This window comes from Streptomyces sp. KMM 9044 (assembly GCF_024701375.2).
Taxonomy (GTDB): Bacteria; Actinomycetota; Actinomycetes; order Streptomycetales; family Streptomycetaceae; genus Streptomyces.
In genome coordinates, this window is sequence record NZ_CP113910.1 from 894,509 (window position 1) to 914,602 (window position 20,094).

Here is a 20,094-nt window from a genome sequence, read left to right on the forward strand (position 1 = left end):
CCTCGCGCCTACGGAGCGAGTTCACACTTCCGCCCCACAGGGAAGCGTGTGAGACTGGCGTCCCGTCCGCAGTGCGGGCCCTCTTCCGCACCGACCCCCACGAGAAGTGCGACGTGCGTTCCTTTCCTCTGCCGATAGCCCTGACCGCGCGCCTGTCCCCGGTGGTCGTCCTCGCCGCGGCGGGCTGGGCCCTGTCGTCCGGACCGTCGTCCGAACCGCAGGCCGCCGAGAAGAAGCCGGCCGGGTCGACGGGATCGCAGTCCGCCTCCGCCCCGCCGGCGACGACCGTCCCGAAGACGTACAGCGCCGCTCCCGCGCCCTGCGACAGCATCACCGGGAAGACCGTCAAGGCCCTTGTGCCGGGGGCGAAGGCGGCCGGCAAGGAGATCAGGTCCACCGACTCCGATCTGCGCCGCACCTGTTCGTGGAACGCGCTCGACGGCTACGAGTACCGCTGGCTCGACGTGTCCTTCGAGGTCCTGCAGTCGGACGACGCGGCCGAGGAGTCGTACCAGGGGCGGCTGAAGGACAGGAGCGGCGGAGGCGAGGTACCCGGGCTCGGTGACGCCGGATACTCGGTCGTGGACCTCACCACCGAGGACAACCAGCAGACCCGTGAGGGCGTGGTGGTGGCCCGCGCCTCCAACGCGCTGGTGGTCGTGACGTACAACGGCAGCGACTTCGAGTCGAAGAAGGCGCCCTCCACGGACGAGGTCAACAAGGGCGCCATCAAGGCCGCCAAGGAAGCGATGGCGGCGCTGCTCGACGGCAGGGCCTGACCCGGCCCGTGCGGGCCCGGGTCAGCCGTTGACTGTCGGGATCACGTGTGTCCCGTACACGTCGATCACGGTTTCCGGGGCGTCGTGCATGTCATAGACCGCGAACTGGTCGACGCCCAGGGCGCGGAGCGCCTCCAGCTTCTCGACGTGCTGTTCCACCGTGCCGATCAGGCAGAACCGGTCGACGATCCGGTCGGGCACGAACGCGGTGCCGGGGTTGCCGCTGCGGCCGTGGTGGGCGTAGTCGTACTCCTGGCGGGAGGCGATGTAGTCGGTCAGTTCGTGCGGGACGACGCCGCTGTCGGCACCGTACCGGGCGACCAGGTCGGCGACGTGGTTGCCGACCATCCCGCCGAACCAGCGGCACTGTTCGCGCGCGTGGGCGAGGGCCTTCCGGGAGTCGTCCTCGGTGACGTAGGCCGGTGCGGCGACGCAGACGGTCACCTCGGCGGGGTCGCGACCGGCGGCGGCCGCGGCGTCCTTGACGGCCTTGACCATGGTCTCGGTGAGGTAGGGGTCGGCGAGTTGGAGGATGAACCCGTCGGCCTCCTCCCCGGCCATCTTCAGCGCCTTCGGCCCGTACGCGGCCATCCACACGGGGAGGCGGGAGCCCTCCCCGATCCAGGGGAAGCGGACGACGGTGCCGCCGCCGAGGTCGACCTCCCCGCCCTCGGCGAGGGTGCGGATGGTCTTCATGGCCTCGCTCATGCGGGCCAGGGTGTTGGGTGCGCGGCCGGCGACCCGCATCGCGGAGTCGCCCCGGCCGATGCCGCAGACGGTGCGGTTGCCGAACATGTCGTTGAGGGTGGCGAAGGTGGAGGCGGTGACCTCCCAGGTACGGGTGCCCGGGTTGGTGACCATCGGGCCGACGGTGAGCGTCGTCGTGTGGGCGAGGATCTGGCTGTAGATGACGAAGGGTTCCTGCCAGAGCACGGCGGAGTCGAAGGTCCAGCCGTGGGTGAAGCCGGCCTGTTCGGCACGCTTCATCAGGTCGACGACCCGCGAGGCAGGCGGGTCGGTCTGCAGAACGAGTCCGAAGTCCATCCGTTTTGCTCCTAGTTGAGGTACTGGCAGGTGGACCGCGGGGTGTAGACACCATGGCCCGCGCGGCCGGTGTACTCCCGCTCGGTGATGACGGGTTCACCGCGCGAGAGCACGGTCTCGACGCGGCCGGTGACGCGCTTGCCCTCGTAGGCCGAGTAGTCGACGTTCATGTGGTGGGTCTCGGCGGAGATGACCTGCTCGACGTGCGGGTCGTAGATCACGACGTCGGCGTCGGCGCCGGGCGCGACGGTGCCCTTCTTCGGGTACAGGCCGAACATGCGGGCCGGGGTGGCGCAGGCGATCTCGATCCAGCGTCGGCGGGTGAGGTGCCCGTCGACCACTGCCTGGTGGAGCAGGTCCATTCGGTTCTCGACGCCCGGCAGGCCGTTGGGAATCCTGGAGAAGTCGCCGCGACCGAGGTCCTTCTGGCCGGTGAAGCAGAACGGGCAGTGGTCGGTGGAGACCACCTGGAGGTCGTTGGTGCGCAGGCCCCGCCACAGCGCGGCCTGATGCTCCTTCGGCCTCAGGGGCGTGCTGCACACGTACTTGGCACCCTCGAAGCCCGGCTCGGCGAGGTTGTCGGTGGACAGGAACAGGTACTGCGGGCAGGTCTCGCCGAAGACGTTCAGGCCCTCGTCGCGGGCCCGCGCCAGTTCGGCGACCGCCTCCGTCGCGGAGACGTGGACGACGTACAGCGGGGCGCCGGCGACCTGGGCGAGGCGGATGGCGCGGTGGGTGGCCTCGGCCTCCAGCAGGGCCTTGCGGACCTCGCCGTGGTGGCGGGGGTCCGTCTCGCCGCGGGCCAGAGCCTGTTCGACGAGGACGTCGATCGCGATGCCGTTCTCGGCGTGCATCATGATCAGGCCACCGTTCTCGGCGGAGCGCTGCATGGCGCGCAGGATCTGTCCGTCGTCGCTGTAGAAGACGCCGGGGTAGGCCATGAACTGCTTGAAGGAGGTGACGCCCTCCTCGACCAGCCGGTCCATCTCCTTGAGGGTGCCCGGGTTCACGTCGGAGACGATCATGTGGAAGCCGTAGTCGACGGCGCAGTTGCCCTCGGCCTTGGCGTGCCAGGCGTCCAGTCCCTCGCGCAGGGAGCGGCCGACGCTCTGCACGGCGAAGTCGACGACGGTCGTCGTGCCGCCCCAGGCGGCGGCCCGGGTGCCGGTCTCGAAGGTGTCGGAGGCGAAGGTGCCGCCGAACGGCAGTTCCATGTGGGTGTGGGCGTCGACGCCGCCCGGAAGGACGTATTTCCCGGTGGCGTCGATGATCCGGTCCGCGGTGAACGTCGGGGCGGTGAACGTCCCGGCGGCCGGGGAGCCCGAGGCGGCGAGGGCCGCGATGCGGCCGTCCTCGATCAGGACGTCGGCGTGGAGTTCGTCGGAAGCCGTGATGACGAGGCCACCACGGATGACGGTACGGCTCATGCGTGCACGCTCCGCTGGGTCGTGGTCGAAAGGTGCGGGTCGTTGGCGGCCGGCCGCGCCCGCGCGGCGGTAGCCGCTCGTCGGTCCCGGTACCGCACCCCGTGCGGGCTTCGCCCCGCGCGGGGGACGCGGACAGCCGGGGGTGGGCGTCGGGCCGCTACCGGAGGCTCCGCAGAGCCTGTTCGAGGATGGCGGCGCCCTCCTCGGCCTCCGCGACGTTGAGGGACAGGGGCGGGGCGATGCGCAGGGCGCTGGTGTTGTGACCACCGCCCTTGCCGATGAGCAGTCCTCCTCGGCGGGCGGCCTCCAGCACGGCGGAGGCCGCCCGGGGGTCGGCCTCGTCGGTGCCCGGTCTGGTCAGCTCGACGCCGATCATCAGGCCGCGCCCGCGGACCTCCCGTACGGCGGGCACCTGGGCGGCGACGGCCCGCAGGCGTTCGATGAGCAGGCCGCCGACTCGCCGGGCGTTGCCCTGGAGGTCGTGTTCGAGGAGATGGGTGAGGTTGGCCAGGCCGGCGGCCATGGTGACCTGGGTGCCACCGAACGTCGAGATGCTCTGGGAGTCCAGGCAGTTCATGATCTCGGCGCGGGCGACGACGCCGCCGATGGACATGCCGTTGCCGATGCCCTTGGCGAAGGTCACGATGTCGGGCGGGCCGTTTCGGGCGTGTGCCTGCCAGCCCCAGAAGTGTTCACCGGTGCGGCCCCAGCCGGTCTGCACCTCGTCGGAGATCCACAGCACGCCGTGCGCGTGCAGGACTTCACGGAACGCCGCGTACAGTCCGTCGGGCGGTGAAGTGAAGCCGCCGACGCCCTGGATCGGCTCGGCGATCAGGGCCGCGGGCGGACGGGTGTGGCCGAGCAGGTCCTTGAGGTCGTCGACGCAGGCCGCGATGAACCCGTCGTCGCCGAGTGTGGCGTACGGGCCGCGGGTGCGAACGCCTCCGTGCACGTACAGGGTGTGCAGCGGGGACAGCCCGGTCGGGGACCATCCGCGGTTGCCGGTGATGCCGACGGCACTGAAGGAGCGGCCGTGGTAGCTGTTGCGCATCGCCAGGACGGTGTTGCTGCGCCGGTGGGCGGTCGCGAGCAGCAGGGCGGTGTCGTTGGCCTCGGTGCCGGAGGTGGTGAAGAAGACGCGGGCGTCCGGGATGCCGCTCAACTGGACGACTCGTTCTGCCAGTTCGACCATCTGCCGGTTGAGGTAGAGGGTGGAGGAGTGGATGATCCGCCCGGCCTGCTCGGCGACCGCCTTCGTCACCTCGGGCAGGGCGTGAGCGGTCATGGTGGTGAGGATGCCGCCGAAGAAGTCGAGGTACCGGTTGCCCTCGGAGTCCCAGACGTGGCGGCCCTCGCCGTGGGTGATCTCGATCGGCTCCTCGTAGTAGAGGGCGAGCCAGTCGGGGAGCACGGAGCGGTGGCGGCCCAGGAGGTCGTCGGTCACGGCCGCACCAGCCCTTCGTAGGCGTCGGGGCGGCGGTCGCGGTAGAAGGCCCACTGCTGCCGCACCTCCTCGATGAGGCCGAGGTCGAGGTCGCGGACCACGAGTTCCTCCTTGCTGTCACTGGCGACCTCGCCGACGAACTGTCCCCGGGGGTCGACGAAGTACGAGGTGCCGTAGAAGTCGTTGTCCCCGTACTCCTCCTGGCCCACGCGGTTGATCGCGGCGACGAAGTACTCGTTGGCGACGGCCGCGGCCGGCTGTTCCAGCCGCCACAGGTGGGACGAGAGTCCGCGGTGCGTGGCGGACGGGTTGTAGACCAACTGGGCTCCGTTGAGTCCTAGTTGACGCCATCCCTCCGGGAAGTGGCGGTCGTAGCAGATGTAGACGCCGACCTTGCCGACAGCGGTGTCGAAGACGGGCCAGCCGAGGTTGCCGGGCTTGAAGTAGAACTTCTCCCAGAACCCCTTGACCTGAGGGATGTGGTGCTTGCGGTACTTGCCGAGGACGGTGCCGTCGGCGTCGATCACGGCGGCGGTGTTGTAGTAGAACCCCGACTGCTCGACCTCGAACACCGGAACGACGATCACCATGCCGGTCTCGCGGGCCAGTTCCCGCATCCGGGTGACGGTCGGTCCGTCGGGCACGGGCTCGGCCCAGCGGTAGTGCTCGGCGTCCTGGACCTGGCAGAAGTAGGGGGAGTTGAAGACCTCCTGGAACCCGATGATCCTCGCGCCCCGCCGGGCCGCCTCGCGGGCGTGCTCCTCGTGTTTCGCCAGCATGGACTCGGTGTCGCCGGTCCAGGTAGCCTGGACCAGGGCGGCACGTACGACGTTGGCCATGAGCTGCTCCTTCGACGCGACGTCAGCGCCTCTACGCCCGTAGAAGCGGTCGTAGAGGGACGAACGTAAGCCCCCTGCACGGCCTTGCCAAGACCATCGTCGTGAAGCCGCGGAGTCGATCGTGTTTCGCACTCCGGTGGGTGAGTACCCGCACGGGCCGGTCGGGGCCTGTCCGGCGGGACCCGGTCAGGTGGTGAACCCGGCGACGCGCAGGGCGTGCAGCAGGTCCCAGTACCGCTCCTCGGAGACGCCCCGGGCGGCGCCGAGGAGCAGCGGGACGAGTCGCTCGGGTCCGGGGGCGGCGCTGCGGGCCGCCTCCGCGGGAGTGCGCATCCTGACGTAGGCGTCGAGGAGCGTGCGCACCTCGCGATGGCGGTGCTCGGCGTCCAGTGCGAGGACCGCCCGGCCGGTTTCCTCGGCGGGCCGTACGACACCCTGGCGCAGGATCTGCTCGCTGTCGTGCGCGTGCCCCGCCGCGGTCAGCGCGTCGGCCGCGGCGACCAGCCGGCCGGCGGGCAGGGAGGCGGCCTCCCACAGCAGCGTCGTCCAGTCGGCGCCCAGCCCCGCGCTCCGCATCCCGTCCGCGAGCAGCGGGAGGCGGGCGGCGGGCCACGACGCGGCCTCGGTGAGCAGGGCGTGCGCCTCGCCGCTGCGCCCGTCGCGGCGCAGCAGCGCGAGGGTGCCGACGAGGCGGTCGACCTCCTGCCGCTGAGCCGCGTCGGCGGGATCCTCGGCCGCCCACGACGCACCGCGCGCTCCGGAAGACGCCCGCGCCCGCTCCTCCCCCGTGTCGTCGGCGACCCCCGCGAAGCGTGCGCCACGCGGGGTGCGGACGGTACGGGCGGCGGGGGCCGACCCGGGGCCGGGAGCGGGCTCGGCCGGGGCGAGGGAGGGCGGTACGACGACGGGGGCGGCCTCCTCGTCCGCCACACCGGTGAAGCGGGCGCTGCCTCGACGCCGTTTGCGCTGCTTGGGCACAGGGGTGGGCCGGCCGTCGAGGGCGTCGCGGCGGGCGGCCTCCAGGACGGGGCCCGGACCCGGTACGGGTTCCGGGCCGGGGTGCGTCTGCCGTGCCCGTCGGTCCAGGGCGGTCGCGCGGTCCCGCAGTTCCGCGCACCGCGCAGTGGCCCGGTCGTGGTCGTCGCGGGCCCAGGCGAGATCGACGCCGAGCGCGTCGGCCTCCGCCCGGGTGGCGGCACGGGCGAGGGCATCGCTCAGGTGCGCGTGCCGCTCCCCCGCGTACTTCTGCTCGCGGAGCGTCACGTCGAGCCGGTCACCGAGCGCCTCCCGGGCACCGGGCCGGGCGTCGTACGCGGCGAGGGCGGCGGCGTGCAGGTCACGGGCCTTCGGCGTCGCGGACTCGGCGGCGCCTGCGCCGTGGACGGTACGCAGGTCCTGGAGCAGAGCCTCCACCACGTCCCAGGGCGGCACCTCACGCCCGTCGAGACAGGCCCGCATGCCGTCGGGGTCCCGGTGCCAGAACACCGCGCACCAGCCATCGGACGGGTCCAGCCGGGCCAGCAGCCCGTGCAGGTAGTCCGCGAACTCCCGGATCCGGACCGGGAGCGTCTCCACTGCCATAGCTAACTCCCGCTGCAACCGGAGCACTTCGTCCCGTAGGCAACACCCCTCGTGTTACGGGTGCGCTACAGGGAGTTTTCCGTGAGCGGGCAAGGTGCGCCCGCCGGGCGCGGCGACGGCCCGGCAGGCGTCCCCACCCGGGGCCTTCGGCCCAGGCGGCCACCGGTGACGCGACCGGCGCGCACCGGCCCACCAGCTCGTCCAACGGCAGGTCGAGGGCGCTGGCGCGGGCCGCCACTGTGGAGAACGCCGGGGTAGGGGCCCGCCCGGTCTCGATCTTCCGGAGGGTCTGCGGGGAGATGCCCGCACTCGCCGTGACGTGCGTCACGCTGCGACCGACGCTCCGCGGACTCCGGCGGGCCGTCGACGTGTCACACCCGCTCCGGCCCCGTCCCGACGTGCCGGGGCCGCGCCCCCGCAAGCCCTCGCAAGCCCTCGCAAGCCCCGGAGCGTGCCCCGCGCGGTGACGTGGTTCCGAGGTGCTGCCCCCCGTCGATCGTGCGAGGGTGTTCTACGAGCGCGCCGCGCCCACCACGCGTCGGGCGGCACGCCGCAGGCGGCACTCGCACCGCGGGGTCACGCATGTGTGTAACCGGGAGACGGCCGGGCACCCGCGTCCGGACCGTACGTCGAGCAGTGAGCGCGCCCCGGGCCTCCTTCAGGTTCCCGGTCCCGCCCGGCCCTGGGAGATCCCTCGGGGGCGCCGGAACGGGATGTCCATGAGCAGCGGGTTCACAGGTCCGGAGGGCTACGGCTCGGACCCCTTCGGAGAGTTCCTCGCACGTTTCTTCGGCGGGCCGCGCCCCCGGCAGGTCGACATCGGCCGACTGCTGAGCCAGCCGGCCAGGGACCTCGTGCGCGGTGCCGCGCAGTACGCCGCCGAGCACGGCAGCCGGGACCTGGACACCCAGCACCTGCTGCGCGCCGCGCTGGCCACCGAGCCGACCCGCGGCCTGCTCAGCCGGGCGGGCGCGGACCCCGACTCGATGGCGTCGGAGATCGACGAACGGTCCGGTCCCGTCCAGCACGGGCCGGACGACACCCCGCCGCCGACGTCGCTCTCGCTCACCCCCGCCGTCAAGCGGGCCCTGCTGGACGCGCACGAGATGGCCCGGTCGACCGGGGCCGGGTACATCGGCCCCGAGCACGTGCTCGGCGCCCTGGCGGCCAACCCCGACTCGGCCGCCGGGCACATCCTGGACGCGGCCCGGTACGCCGCCGCCGGAGGGCAGCCCGACCCACCGGACCCCGCGCAGCACCGCCCCGAGCGGCCCCGCACCGCCACGGGCACGCCGACGCTGGACCAGTACGGCCGTGACCTCACCGAGCTGGCCCGGGAGGGCCGCATCGACCCGGTGATCGGGCGGGAGGAGGAGATCGAGCAGACCATCGAGGTGCTCTCCCGGCGTGGCAAGAACAACCCGGTGCTGATCGGCGACGCGGGAGTCGGCAAGACCGCCGTGGTGGAGGGGCTGGCGCAGCGGATCGCCGACGGGGACGGGCCCGACCTGCTGACGGCCCGGCGGGTGGTCGCGCTCGACCTGACGGCCGTGGTCGCCGGGACCCGTTACCGGGGCGACTTCGAGGAGCGGATGACCACCATCGTCGACGAGATCCGGTCCCACTCGGACCGGCTGGTCGTCTTCATCGACGAGTTGCACACCGTCGTGGGCGCCGGGGGCGGCGGCGAGGGCGGTTCGATGGACGCCGGCAGCATCCTCAAGCCGGCGCTGGCCCGCGGCGAGCTGCACATCGTGGGCGCGACCACGCTGGAGGAGTACCGCCGGATCGAGAAGGACGCGGCGCTGGCCCGCCGCTTCCAGCCGATCATGGTGCCGGAGCCCACACCGTCCGACGCGATCGCCGTCCTGCGCGGTCTGCGGGACCGGTACGAGGCCCACCACCAGGTCCGCTACACCGACGAGGCGCTGGTGGCGGCCGTGGAGCTGTCCGACCGCCATCTCAGCGACCGCCGCCTGCCGGACAAGGCGATCGACCTGATCGACCAGGCCGGCGCCCGGGTACGGCTGCGGTCCCGGACCAAGGGCACGGACGTGCGCGCCCTGGAGCAGGAGCTGGAGCAGCTGACCTGCGACAAGGACCAGGCGGTCGCCGACGAGCGGTACGAGCAGGCGACGCAGCTGCGGGACCGTATCGGCGAGCTGAAGGAGCGGATCACCGAGCTCGGCGGCGAGGGCCGGGTCGACGAGGGCCAGAGCCTGGTGGTGGACACCGAGGCGATCGCGGAGGTGGTGTCCCGGCAGACCGGCATTCCGGTCAGCCGTCTCACCGAGGAGGAGAAGGACCGGCTGCTGGGTCTCGAGGAGCATCTGCACCAGCGGGTCGTCGGCCAGGACGAGGCGGTGCGGGTGGTCGCGGACGCGGTGCTGCGCTCGCGGGCCGGGCTCGCCAGCCCCGACCGGCCGATCGGCGGTTTCCTGTTCCTCGGGCCGACCGGCGTCGGCAAGACGGAGCTGGCCCGGGCACTGGCCGAGGCCCTGTTCGGCAGCGAGGACCGCATGGTCCGCCTCGACATGAGCGAGTACCAGGAACGGCACACCGTCAGCCGGCTGGTGGGCGCCCCGCCCGGGTACGTCGGCCACGAGGAGGCGGGGCAGCTGACCGAGGTGGTGCGCAGGCATCCGTACTCGCTGCTGCTGCTCGACGAGGTGGAGAAGGCGCATCCGGACGTCTTCAACATCCTGCTCCAGGTTCTCGACGACGGCCGGCTGACCGACGCCCAGGGCAGGACGGTGGACTTCGGCAACACCGTGATCGTGATGACGAGCAACCTCGGTTCCGAGGCCATCACGCGGCGCGGCGGGGCGCCCGGCTTCTCCGCCGGCGGCGCGGACGCGGACGAGGAGGCACGGCGGGAGCAGGTCCTGCGACCGCTGAGGGAGCACTTCCGGCCCGAGTTCCTCAACCGGATCGACGAGGTGGTGGTGTTCCGTGAGCTGACCGCCACGGAACTGCGGCGGATCACGGATCTGCTGCTGGAGGCGACGCGGCGCGGGCTGCGGGGGCAGGGTGTCACGGTCGGGTTCACCGAGGCGGCCGTGGACTGGCTGGCGCGGCGCGGCCATCAGCCCGAGTACGGGGCGCGGCCGCTGCGCCGCACCATCCAGCGGGAGGTCGACAACCAGCTCTCCCGGCTGCTGCTGGACGGCACGGTCAGCGGCGGCGACCGGGTGACGGTGGACACGGCGGACGGAAACCTCACGTTCCGGACGCAGGCGGGGACCGGCACCGACGCGGGGGCCAGGACCGGATCGACGGCCGGTGCCGGTGCCGGCACCGGCCGCGAGGAGCCCCCGACGCCGGGGCCGCCCGAACGGTGAGCGAGCGGGCGCCCCTTCCCGCCGGGGGCACCGGCGCCTTCCCGCCGGCCGGGCCCGCGGCCTACCGCGCCGGGCGCACTACCATCGCCGAGCCGCCTCCCCTGCGGGTCCTCTCCGCCGCGGCGACCCACCGGCCGTCCGGCAGCCGCTGCACGGCGGTGGTCGCGCCGATCTCCGGGTTGGCCTGGAAGGAGTGCCCGATGGCCTCCAGTTTCTGCCGTACGGCGCTGTCGTACAGGCCGGGTTCGAGGTCGGTGCGGGCTGTGTTGCGCTGGCTGGCGCGCGGCGCGGCGATCGCGTCGGCCAGCGGCAGACCGCGGTCGAGGAAGCCGGTGAGGGTCTGCAGCACGGTGGTGATGATGGTCGAGCCGCCGGGCGAGCCGAGCGCCACGACCGGTCGGCCGTGGCCGTCGAGCACGATCGTCGGGGCCATCGAGGACCGGGGCCGCTTGCCGGGACCCGGCAGGTTCGGGTCGTGGACGGCCGGGTTCGCCGGGGCGAAGGAGAAGTCGGTCAGCTCGTTGTTGAGCAGGAACCCGCGGCCGGGCACGGTGATGCCGCTGCCGCCGGTCTGCTCGATGGTGAGCGTGTAGGAGACGACGTTGCCCCAGCGGTCGGCGGTGGTGAGGTGCGTGGTGCTCTCACCCTCGTACGTCGTCGGGGCCGCGGCGTGGCCGGTCGCGCAGGGCGCGGGGTCGCGCGGGTCGCCGGGGGCGAGCGGACTGGTGAGGACGGCGTCGTCCTGAATGAGGCACTCGCGGGAGTCGGCGTACCGCTGGGAGAGCAGTTCCTTCGTCGGTACGTCCTCGAAGGCGGGGTCGCCGACCCAGCGGCCCCGGTCGGCGAACGCGATGCGGCTGGCTTCGATGAGGCGGTGCAGGTAGCGGGTGTCGTCGGCCCGGGAGAGGTCGGTGCGCTCCAGGACGTTGAGGGCCTCGCCGACGGTGGTGCCGCCGGAGGAGGAGGGCGCCATGGCGTAGACGTCCAGGCCGCGGTATGACGTCCTGGTGGGCGGCTGGGACGTGGCCCGGTACGCCGCGAGGTCCCGGGCCGAGAGGTCGCCGGGGCGGGCGTTCCAGCCGGAGTCCGGGTCCACGGGCGGCTCGTTGACCGTGTCCACGATGTCCCGGCCGATGGCGCCCCGGTACAGCGCGTCGACGCCCTTCCTGCTCAGCTCCGCGTAGGTGCGGGCGAGGTCGGGGTTCTTGAAGGTGGTGCCGACCACCGGGAGTGCACCGCCGGGAAGGAAGAGTTCGGCGGTGTCGGGGAAATGGCGGAAGCGCGCCTCGTTGGCGGCGGTCTGGGCGCGGAAGGTGCTGTCGACGGTGAATCCGTCGCGGGCGAGCCTCTCGGCGGGCCTCAGGACCGTCCGCAGGGACGCGCTGCCCCATTTCTCGAGCGCCCGCTGCCAGGTGGCCGGAGTGCCCGGGGTGCCGACGCCGAGGCCGCTGCTGACGGCTTCGGCGAAGGGGACGGGGGTGCCGTTCTCCAGGAAGAGGCCGGAGCCGGCGGTCAGCGGTGCGCTCTCGCGTCCGTCGATCGTCCGCACGGTACGGGACCTGGCGTCGTAGTGGACGAAGTAGCCGCCTCCGCCGATACCGGCCGAGTAGGGCTCGGTGACGCCGAGCGCGGCGGCGGTGGCGACGGCCGCGTCGGCGGCGTTCCCGCCCTTCCTCAGGATCTCGATACCAGCGGCGGAGGCGTCGGCGTCGACGCTGGAGACCGCTCCGCCGTGGCCGACGGCCACCGGGGTCTTGGCAGGTGGCGTGGCAGGGGTCCGGCCGGGTCCGCCCTGCGTGGCGGCCGTGGGCGGCGCTGCCGCTCCCGCCGAGACCACGGCGGCGGTGACCGCCAGAACCGTCAGCTTCCGTCCGACACGATGACGCATCCGCACCTCCGTTGAAGGGCCGTTCCCGCAGCCTAATTCATCACCATGCCCACGTCAGGAACATCACGGGGCGTGCCGTCACGGCCGCTCCGGACGCCCTTTCCCCGGACGTCTCGAACACGGGTTTGCCCGAGCCCGCTAGCATGCGCGCCCATGAGTGACGACGTACGCAACATTGTTCTGGGTGTGGTCGCCTCCGGCCTCTTCGCCGCGCTGGGCTGGATCGCCCGTACCTATCTGTGGAAGCGCAAGCTCCGGCGCAAGCAGGCGTTCTTCGGACTGCCGGACAACTCCGAGTCGCTCCTCGTCGTCAACCGTGATCCGGCCACGGCGGAACCGGCCGTGCACCGCTTCGACGTGTTCTCGCTGCTGGAGCTCTCGGCGCTGATCAAGGACTGCGGGGCACATGTCCAGGTGGTCACGCAGGACATGGTCCATCAGGGTTTCGGCGAACGCACGGAGTTCTGCGTGGGGGGTCCCGCGTCGAACCGGCGGATGGTGGCCCACATGGCGGCGATGCTGCCGGGGGTGCGCGTCAACATAGATCCCGAACCGGGCCCGGACCGGTCCGCCTTCCGGATCGGCACCGAACTCTACCGGCTGGAGCCGGGGGTCACGGAGTACGTCCTGCTCGCCCGGCTCACCGCCGGTGACCGGCGCGACACCCGGCCGGTGTTCCTGTTCTGCGGCCAGCGCGCGATCACCAACCAGGCCGCCACCCGTTATCTCGCCCGCCATCACGAGCGTCTCGCCCGCAAGCACGGTTCCCATTCCTTCGTCCTGCTGCTGAAGGTCGTCAACTCACAGGCGTACGGTCCTGATGTCGTCGAGGTGGTCGGGGACGTGACCCGCGCCGCGCAGACCCCGCTGCCGGTCCCCGCCGCCGAGCCCTCCCCCGGCCCGGCACCCGCTCCCGCGCCCGCCTCACGGAAGAAGCAGCAGAAGTCCTGAACCTCCCGGAGGGCGTGTACGGGCGGGTGACGACCGGGCGCAACCCGTCCGGCGCGCAGCTGACCTTCTGCCCGCCGGCGAACGACCCGTGGCACGGGCCGTCTTCGCCACGCGGGCAGTGATCTCCGGCTGCCGCCGGGCGGGACTGGCCGTTGTGAACCGCCGCCCCTCGGACGTGGGGCGGCGGGCCCCTCCCGGCGGCGGTGTACCCGCTGTGACCGCGAAGTCCCCTTCCTCACCGGGACGGAGAAGTCATCGTAGTCGAGGCCGGGGGGCGGGCGCCCCCGCGTGACCCCGCTCAGTGCCTGAGAATCCTGGCGAGGGAGTCCTCGGCCCGTCCGCCGCCCGGTGGGTGCCGGAGTGCGGGGCAGGTCGGGACCGGTCCCGGCCTGCGTCTCAGGCCTCCGCGACCTCGGCGTACAGCTGGGACAGTTCGGGCACCCCGCCGGCAGCCCAGGCGTGCCCGGAGTCCACGACGTCGAACTCCCGCCCGGAGGCGAGCCGTACGACGGGCTGACCGTCGGGCCGGATCTCCCAGACGGCTCCTGGAACGGTGCGCACGATGACCGTGCCCAGATACAGACCCGCGTCGTTGCCCAGCCAGGTCAGGGTGTCCTCGTCGTCCCGCCAGCTTCCCGGGACCATCTGGTCCAGCGCATCCAACGAGGCCGGGGAGTCGTCCAGCCGGACACCGGCCCGGGACACCTGGGAGCGCAGCAGCTCGCACTCGGCCAGGAGTTCCGCGAGGCCCTCGGGATCGCGGACTCCGAGATTCCGGCGCCGGCTGCCCAGGAAGGGGATGTTCATCCCTCCAGAGTGACATTCGTACCGCCGTCCGCACCACAGGGCACGCGGGCAACTGCCGTCGGGGGCCGGTGATTACACGTCCAGGTCGACCACGACCGGCGCGTGGTCCGAGGCGCCCTTGCCCTTGCGCTCCTCACGGTCGACGTAGGCGTCGGAAACGGCCTTGGCGAACGGCTCGTTGCCGTACACCAGGTCGATGCGCATGCCGCGGTTCTTGGGGAAGCCGAGCTGGCGGTAGTCCCAGTACGTGAAGGGGTGGTCGTACTTCAGCGGGCGCGGGACGACGTCGGTCAGGCCGGTCTCGCGCAGGGCCGCGAGGGCGGCGCGCTCGGCCGGGGTGACATGGGTGGAGCCCTCGAAGGCGGCGCGGTCGTACACGTCGTCGTCGGTCGGCGCCACGTTGTAGTCGCCGAGTACCGCGAAGGGGCGGCTGCCCGCCGCGTCACCGGCCACGGCGGCCTTCAGCGCCTCGAACCACCGGAGCTTGTACGCGTAGTGCGCGTGGTCGACCTCACGGCCGTTGGGCACGTACACCGACCAGACGCGGACCGGGCCGCAGGTCGCACGGACGGCACGGGGCTCCGACGAGCCGTCGTAGCCCGGGTCGCCGGGCAGGCCCTTGACGACGTCCTCGAGGCCCACGCGGGAGAGCACCGCCACGCCGTTCCACCGGCCGGTGGCGTGCACCGCCGACTCGTAGCCCAGCTCGCGCAGTTGCTCCACCGGGAACTGCTCCTCGGCGACCTTGGCCTCCTGGAGGCACAGCACGTCCGTGCCACTGCTCTCCAGCCAGGCCAGGAGCCTCGGCAGACGGGCGGTGATCGAGTTCACGTTCCAGGTCGCGATGCGCATGTCCCACAACCTACCGGGCACCTCGGACAATGTCCGTCCGGCATCCGCCGGCCGCCGTCCGGCTCACAGCTCGGCCGTCGCCCCCGGGTCCAGCCGCAGGTGCAAAGCGCCGCCGAGGGCGCCGATCTGACGGTCGTAGATCGGCCGGGCCAGGTCGGTGAGCAGGGCGTCGTGGATGTCGTAGGCGCGCTCCGGCCGGACCTCGCGGACGTAGTCGATGACCTCCGAGATCTTGTTCCAGGGGGCCATGACGGGGAGCATCAGCGTCCGGACCGGGTGGTCGGGGACGGTGAGGGCGTCGCCGGGGTGGAAGAGGGCACCGCCGTCGACGAGGTAGCCGACGTTGGTGACCCGCGGGATGTCCGGGTGGATCACGGCGTGCAGTTCACCGTGCACCTGCACCTCGAAGCCCGCGGCGGTGAACGTGTCGCCGTGACCGACGGTGTGCACCCGGCCGGGGAACGCGGCCGAGAGCCGGTCCGCGACGGACTTCAGGGTCCAGACCCCTGCGGCCGGGTCGGCCTCCAGGGCGGCTCTGAGCCTGCCCTCGTCGAAGTGGTCGGGGTGCTCGTGGGTGACGAGGAGGGCGTCCGCGCCGAGCGCGGCGTCCTCCTCGCTGAACCCTCCGGGGTCGACGACCAGGGTACGGCCGTCCTTCTCCAGGCGGACGCAGGAGTGCGACTTCTTCGTGAGCCTCATACGTCCATCCTGCCTCCACAGGCCCGCTCCGGCACGAGGCACCCGGGTCCTCACTCCTGGGGCGTGGTCTCCTCGCGGACGACCTGCTGGGCCACGCGGAACGCGCTGTTCGCCGCGGGGACACCGCAGTAGACGGCCGCCTGGAGCAGGACCTCCTTGATCTCCGCAGGGGTGAGGCCGTTGCGCAGGGCCGCCCGGGTGTGGACGGCGAGGTCCTCCAGGTGGCCGCCGGCGACCAGGGCGGTGAGGGTGACGCAGCTGCGGGTGCGCCGGTCCAGGCCGGGCCTGTCCCAGACCTCGGCCCAGGCGGAGCGGGTGACGTACTCCTGGAAGTCGCCCGAGAAGTCGTCGCTGTGGGCCAGCACCTGGTCGACGTGCGCGTCGCCCAGCACCTCCCGGCGGACCTTCATTCCCGCTTCGTACGTGTCTCTTCCGCCGCCCTGGGCCTGCGGCGGGACGGCGGCGGCGATCTCCGCGACGGGCCCGGTCTGCTGCGGCACGACCACCTGCCCCGCCCTGACCTGGACGGCAGGCAGGGCGATGTGCCCGGTGACGGGCTCGAAGGCGGGCTGCCAGGCCGTGGAGAAGTGCCGGACCAGGAGGTCGGTGACGGCGGCGGGCTGTTCCACCGGCACGAGATGGGAGGCGCCGGGCACGACGGCCAGCCGGGCGTCCGGCACCCCGGCGACCAGTGTGCGGGCCTCGGCGGGGCCGGTGACCTGGTCGTCCGAGCCGACCAGCACCAGGGTCGGCACGCCGACGCTGCCGAGTTCGGCCCGTACGTCGAACGAGGCGAGTGCCTCGCAGGCGGCGATGTAGCAGCCCGGGTCCGTGGTACGCACCATCTGCACGGCCCACTCGGTGATCGCCGGCTGCGCGGCCGCGAAACCGCTGGTGAACCATCGGTCGGGCGAGGTACGGGCGATCGGGTCGAGCCCGTTCGTCCGGACGATCACCCCGCGCTGGCGGAACTCGTCGGCGGTGCCGAACCGGGGCGAGGCGGCGATCAGGGCGAGGGAGGCGAGGCGTTCGGGGTGCCGCAGGGCCAGTTCGAGGCCGATCGCGCCGCCGAGCGCGCAGCCCGCGTAGCCGAAGCGCTGCACGCCGAGGCCGTCGAGGGTGGCGAGCAGCCGCGCGGTGAGATCGCCGACCGATCCCCCCGGGTGGGCGGGGGCGCCTCCGTGTCCGGGCAGATCGAACCGGAACACACGCCATTGTTTGGTCAGTTCGGGGATCTGCCGGTCCCACATGTGCCATGTGGTACCCAGTGAGGGACCCAGGATCAGGACCGGGGCCTCTTCTGGCCCGTCAAAGCGGTATTGCAGGGTGTTCGGCGGTGTCTCACTCACGCGTCAGACCCTCTCACGTCTCACGAAATCTCACATAGCCCGGGGAAGCCTGCCGCTCGACGCACCCGCGGCTCGACTCATCGGGCACTGCCGACGGCCTCGTCGATCGAGTCTGAGCCTTTCAGCGTCTACACGCGCCCCTGACGTAGCGTGACCCGCCGACCGCACTCTCTCCTGGTCCTCGCGTCGACGCGCTGCCTCCTCCATCAGTACAGCTGCCAGCTGTTCCGAGTTTGCAGCAAAGCATGTGGTGCCGTCCCGAAGGACGGGACGACGTAGCGGGAGACCTTTCGGGCCGCTCCGATCGCCACCTGAAAACCACCCTCGGGAAACGCCGCCGAACTCACGCACGCCCCTCCGCCTCACCGTGCAGGCCATCCCATGTGGTGGCGGCTTCGCGGAGGTCTTCCACGTCTGGCTTCACGTACCACTTCTTCGTGGTCTTCACATTCGTGTGCCCGGCCCACCGGGCGAGGATGTGATCCGGCACGCCGTTGTTGGCAAGGAAGGTGAGGCAGGAGGCACGAGCGTCGTAGAGACGTACTCTGCGCAGGCCAAGAACCTCCATGAGCCGGTACGCGCGCCTGCGGAGTTGCTTGATCGTGAAAGCCTCCCCGGTCTCGTGCACCACGACGTACCCGGAGTCCGAGTAAGCCTCACCGAGGACGAGCCTCTCCTTGGCCTGGAGGGTCTTGAACGTCCTAAGGGCCATCAGTACTGGGCCCGGCAAAGGAAGATCACGTTCTCCGGCCATGGACTTGGTGTCCTTTTCCACGACGTATCGATTCCCCATCATCGTCCGGGTGTTGGCTATGGTGATCGTGGCATTGCCCAAGTCGACGTCCTCCCATCGAAGTCCGCAGACTTCAGCAGGACGCAGACCCATGAGGGACAGCAGAAGGGGAGCATAGAGCCGTTCCGCCCTGACGCCGTGAATGAACATCTGGACTTCCTGAACGTTCCACGGCTTCACTTCCTGCTTCTTCTTTCGATCCTCCTTACGCGCCCTACGTGGAATTGTGACGTGCTGGGCCACGTTCATGGTCAGCAGCCGCCGCGTCACTGCGCGATTCAAGGCATCCTTCAATCGCGCAAGGCTCATTTCCACACTGGTCACCCCGAGCGGAGTGCCAGCTTTTCCGCCGCGTGCACGTCCATACCTCAACGCCCAATTCATCCACTCTTCTACGTCTTCCTCCGTGAGCTCTTGAAGCCGGATATGGCCCAACTTCCCGCGAACCCGATCCAAGGTAATCCGATAGTTGTAGATCGTGGTTTCTTCCAGATCATCCGCTTTCATGGCCAGCCACCGATCTAGCCACTCATTGACAGTGATCTGCTTGGGAGGAACGAACGTCCCTTCTTGGCGACGGTTGGTAATGCGCGCGTACTCGACCTTCGCTTCCTTGAGCGTGGTGAACGTACGAGTCAGCTGTCTGCGCTTTCCGGTAGCAGGGTCGACTCCCACGTCGACCACAAACCGGTACCGCACCTGCCCCTTCGAGTTGGGTGGGAGCTTCTTGATCGGATCGGACAGGAGGTACTCACTCTCCTTCTGTGCGTGACCTACGCCGGCTAGGCACTGGGCTCATCTGATTGGCAACAGACCAGCGACGCTCCGCGCCATGGCGCAGAACGGTATCTGCAGGTTCGCGCAGCTCCACTGCCAAGCACAGCCGCGCATGCGAACGTACTTCGAGGATCGTCACGATCGCCGGTTTTGCTAACCGGCGATCGTCGTCTATGTTGCGCTCGCCGTCCGCACGCGATCCACGCTCCGAGTGCGTCGCGTACGTTGGTGGGGCAAAGAGAAGGCGGACACATCGGCAACGTTCACGGACAGGGCGAACTCCTCGTTACGTCGGGGACGGGCTGACCGGCCACATGGTTCAGGGTGTTGTACGTTGACATACCCCTACGGCGTCTTCCAGCTTTTCCAGCGCCTTTCTCTTCTGCCGTGGGCGAATAAGGAAAGGCAGCTACCGAACCGGGGCCAGTTACCGCGGCGGCTACGACGTCGGTAATTCGGCCCCGGCATGACGACTCGGAGCGGCCCCGGTTCGTGAAGATCCATGACGGCTCGAAGCGGTCCCCGTGTCGGCATGGGTAGGTCTCTGCCGGAGTCTGAGAAAGCCGCCGATACTCAAGGGAGGGCCGATTCCAGCCGCCCGGGTGGGGCCGCCCGGGCGGCGTCGCCGTCAATGACGTGTGCGCGAGTGAGGGCCGGTTGGGCCTGGGCTGAGGGCCTTGTCCCACCGCGAGCCGGCGGGGATCATGACCGCGTGCGGCACCAGAAGAAGCTCCACGAACTACTCGAACGCGCCGGTCTCACGGTCGTCGAGGACGTGCGCCCGGGCAGCCTGTTCCCGCCGGAGGCCGGCTGGCGGATCGCGCGGGGGATCGCGGCGCCGGACGGCGTGGCCCGGGAAGCGCTCGATGCCGCGTGGTGGCGCCGTCTTCGCGACATCGACGGCGAGTTTCTGGTGGCCGTCCTCGGGCACCGGATCGGCGGCAACGACTCCTGGTGGACCCGGGTCCGGCACGCCGGGAGCGGCGTGCCGGAGTTGACCGGCGACCCCGGGTTCGTGGCGCTCTCCCTCGACGGGCAGGTGCTGCTTGCCGAGGTGCCCGGCGAGGGCGGGCCTCGGGTGACGGCCCTCGACCGACTGCCGGAGCGGCTGGAGGAGGCCGCCGAGGCCGCCGGGCGCGAGACGGAGGTCGAGCGCGCCGAGGTGTGGGCGGCGGTGCCCGGCCGACTTGCGTGGCCTCTGCACTGGGCGGAGGGAATCGGGTTCAATCCGGCTGCGACGGACGAACTGCTGATCCGGCTGCTGGATGTGGAGGAGGGCTTCCTACACGGATGCGACCGGCCCGCCGTCCTCGACGCCGCCGTGGCACACCCCGATCCGCGGGTGCGGTCAAGGCCCGCCGACACCTTCCGGCCCAAGCTCACGTCCGATCAGTGGGTACGTCTGGTCCGCGCCGAGCCGTCGCCCCATCGGCGCGTGCTCTGGGCGGAGCGCGCCTGCGTCTGGGGCGCCGAACTCCCCGAGGACCTGTACGACGACCTCCTCGCCGGCCCCTCCCGCGCAC

General features: G+C 71.3%; 15 protein-coding genes and 1 pseudogene. 3 read left to right on the top strand and 13 right to left on the bottom strand.

Annotated elements, in window-relative coordinates; all coding sequences use genetic code 11:
• Positions 1-113 precede the first annotated feature (113 nt).
• Positions 114-779: a hypothetical protein gene (locus HUV60_RS04075; protein WP_257852232.1), complete on the top strand. Its 666-nt coding sequence runs from the start codon at positions 114-116 to the stop codon at positions 777-779.
• 21 nt (positions 780-800) lie between these two features.
• On the opposite strand, the gene HUV60_RS04080 is transcribed toward HUV60_RS04075, so the two are convergent.
• The 6 genes and pseudogenes from HUV60_RS04080 to HUV60_RS33805 form a co-directional block, all read right to left on the bottom strand.
• Positions 801-1,823, bottom strand: coding sequence for a TIGR03842 family LLM class F420-dependent oxidoreductase (locus tag HUV60_RS04080; protein ID WP_257852231.1), 1,023 nt, complete (start codon positions 1,821-1,823; stop codon positions 801-803).
• Positions 1,824-1,834: 11 nt separating this feature from the next.
• Positions 1,835-3,250 carry a dihydropyrimidinase gene (gene hydA / locus HUV60_RS04085; RefSeq protein ID WP_257852230.1) on the bottom strand — a complete coding sequence of 472 codons (1,416 nt, stop codon included), beginning with the start codon at positions 3,248-3,250 and terminating at the stop codon, positions 1,835-1,837.
• A 157-nt stretch (positions 3,251-3,407) separates the two neighbouring features.
• Complete coding sequence (locus HUV60_RS04090; protein WP_257852228.1) at positions 3,408-4,694, bottom strand: aspartate aminotransferase family protein; 1,287 nt, start codon at positions 4,692-4,694, stop codon at positions 3,408-3,410.
• On the bottom strand, positions 4,691-5,533 hold the full coding sequence (locus HUV60_RS04095; protein ID WP_257852227.1) for a nitrilase-related carbon-nitrogen hydrolase: 843 nt from the start codon (positions 5,531-5,533) through the stop codon (positions 4,691-4,693). The genes HUV60_RS04090 and HUV60_RS04095 overlap by 4 nt, the downstream gene beginning before the upstream one ends.
• Before the next feature lie 186 nt (positions 5,534-5,719).
• Entirely contained in the window at positions 5,720-7,114 is a 1,395-nt protein-coding gene (locus HUV60_RS04100) for a hypothetical protein (protein WP_257852226.1), read from the bottom strand.
• A 166-nt stretch (positions 7,115-7,280) separates the two neighbouring features.
• Positions 7,281-7,535 (bottom strand): annotated as a pseudogene (locus HUV60_RS33805) (helix-turn-helix transcriptional regulator); the annotation flags it as partial.
• Between the two features lie 298 nt (positions 7,536-7,833).
• On the opposite strand from HUV60_RS33805, the gene HUV60_RS04110 reads away from it, so the two are divergent.
• Positions 7,834-10,455, top strand: a complete 2,622-nt coding sequence (locus tag HUV60_RS04110; protein ID WP_269441120.1) for an ATP-dependent Clp protease ATP-binding subunit — start codon at positions 7,834-7,836, stop codon at positions 10,453-10,455.
• Between the two features lie 61 nt (positions 10,456-10,516).
• Here HUV60_RS04110 and ggt read toward each other — a convergent pair whose 3' ends face one another.
• Positions 10,517-12,343, bottom strand: coding sequence for a gamma-glutamyltransferase (ggt, locus tag HUV60_RS04115; RefSeq protein ID WP_257852225.1), 1,827 nt, complete (start codon positions 12,341-12,343; stop codon positions 10,517-10,519).
• A gap of 153 nt (positions 12,344-12,496) precedes the next feature.
• Between ggt and HUV60_RS04120 the strand changes: the two genes are divergently transcribed.
• Complete coding sequence (locus HUV60_RS04120) at positions 12,497-13,294, top strand: hypothetical protein (RefSeq protein ID WP_257852224.1); 798 nt, start codon at positions 12,497-12,499, stop codon at positions 13,292-13,294.
• A 396-nt stretch (positions 13,295-13,690) separates the two neighbouring features.
• Here the strand turns inward: HUV60_RS04120 and HUV60_RS04125 are convergent, their stop codons facing one another.
• From HUV60_RS04125 to HUV60_RS04150, 6 genes are all read right to left on the bottom strand, one after another.
• Positions 13,691-14,101, bottom strand: coding sequence for a DUF6278 family protein (locus tag HUV60_RS04125; protein ID WP_257852223.1), 411 nt, complete (start codon positions 14,099-14,101; stop codon positions 13,691-13,693).
• A 72-nt stretch (positions 14,102-14,173) separates the two neighbouring features.
• Positions 14,174-14,953: an exodeoxyribonuclease III gene (locus HUV60_RS04130; RefSeq protein ID WP_042164467.1), complete on the bottom strand. Its 780-nt coding sequence runs from the start codon at positions 14,951-14,953 to the stop codon at positions 14,174-14,176.
• A gap of 63 nt (positions 14,954-15,016) precedes the next feature.
• Positions 15,017-15,652, bottom strand: a complete 636-nt coding sequence (locus tag HUV60_RS04135; RefSeq protein WP_257852222.1) for an MBL fold metallo-hydrolase — start codon at positions 15,650-15,652, stop codon at positions 15,017-15,019.
• A 50-nt stretch (positions 15,653-15,702) separates the two neighbouring features.
• On the bottom strand, positions 15,703-17,001 hold the full coding sequence (gene pcaDC / locus HUV60_RS04140; RefSeq protein ID WP_257852221.1) for a bifunctional 3-oxoadipate enol-lactonase/4-carboxymuconolactone decarboxylase PcaDC: 1,299 nt from the start codon (positions 16,999-17,001) through the stop codon (positions 15,703-15,705).
• Positions 17,002-17,344: 343 nt separating this feature from the next.
• Entirely contained in the window at positions 17,345-18,478 is a 1,134-nt protein-coding gene (locus HUV60_RS04145; RefSeq protein WP_257852220.1) for a tyrosine-type recombinase/integrase, read from the bottom strand.
• An 832-nt stretch (positions 18,479-19,310) separates the two neighbouring features.
• Positions 19,311-19,775, bottom strand: a complete 465-nt coding sequence (locus HUV60_RS04150) for a hypothetical protein (protein ID WP_257852219.1) — start codon at positions 19,773-19,775, stop codon at positions 19,311-19,313.
• Positions 19,776-20,094: the final 319 nt, after the last annotated feature.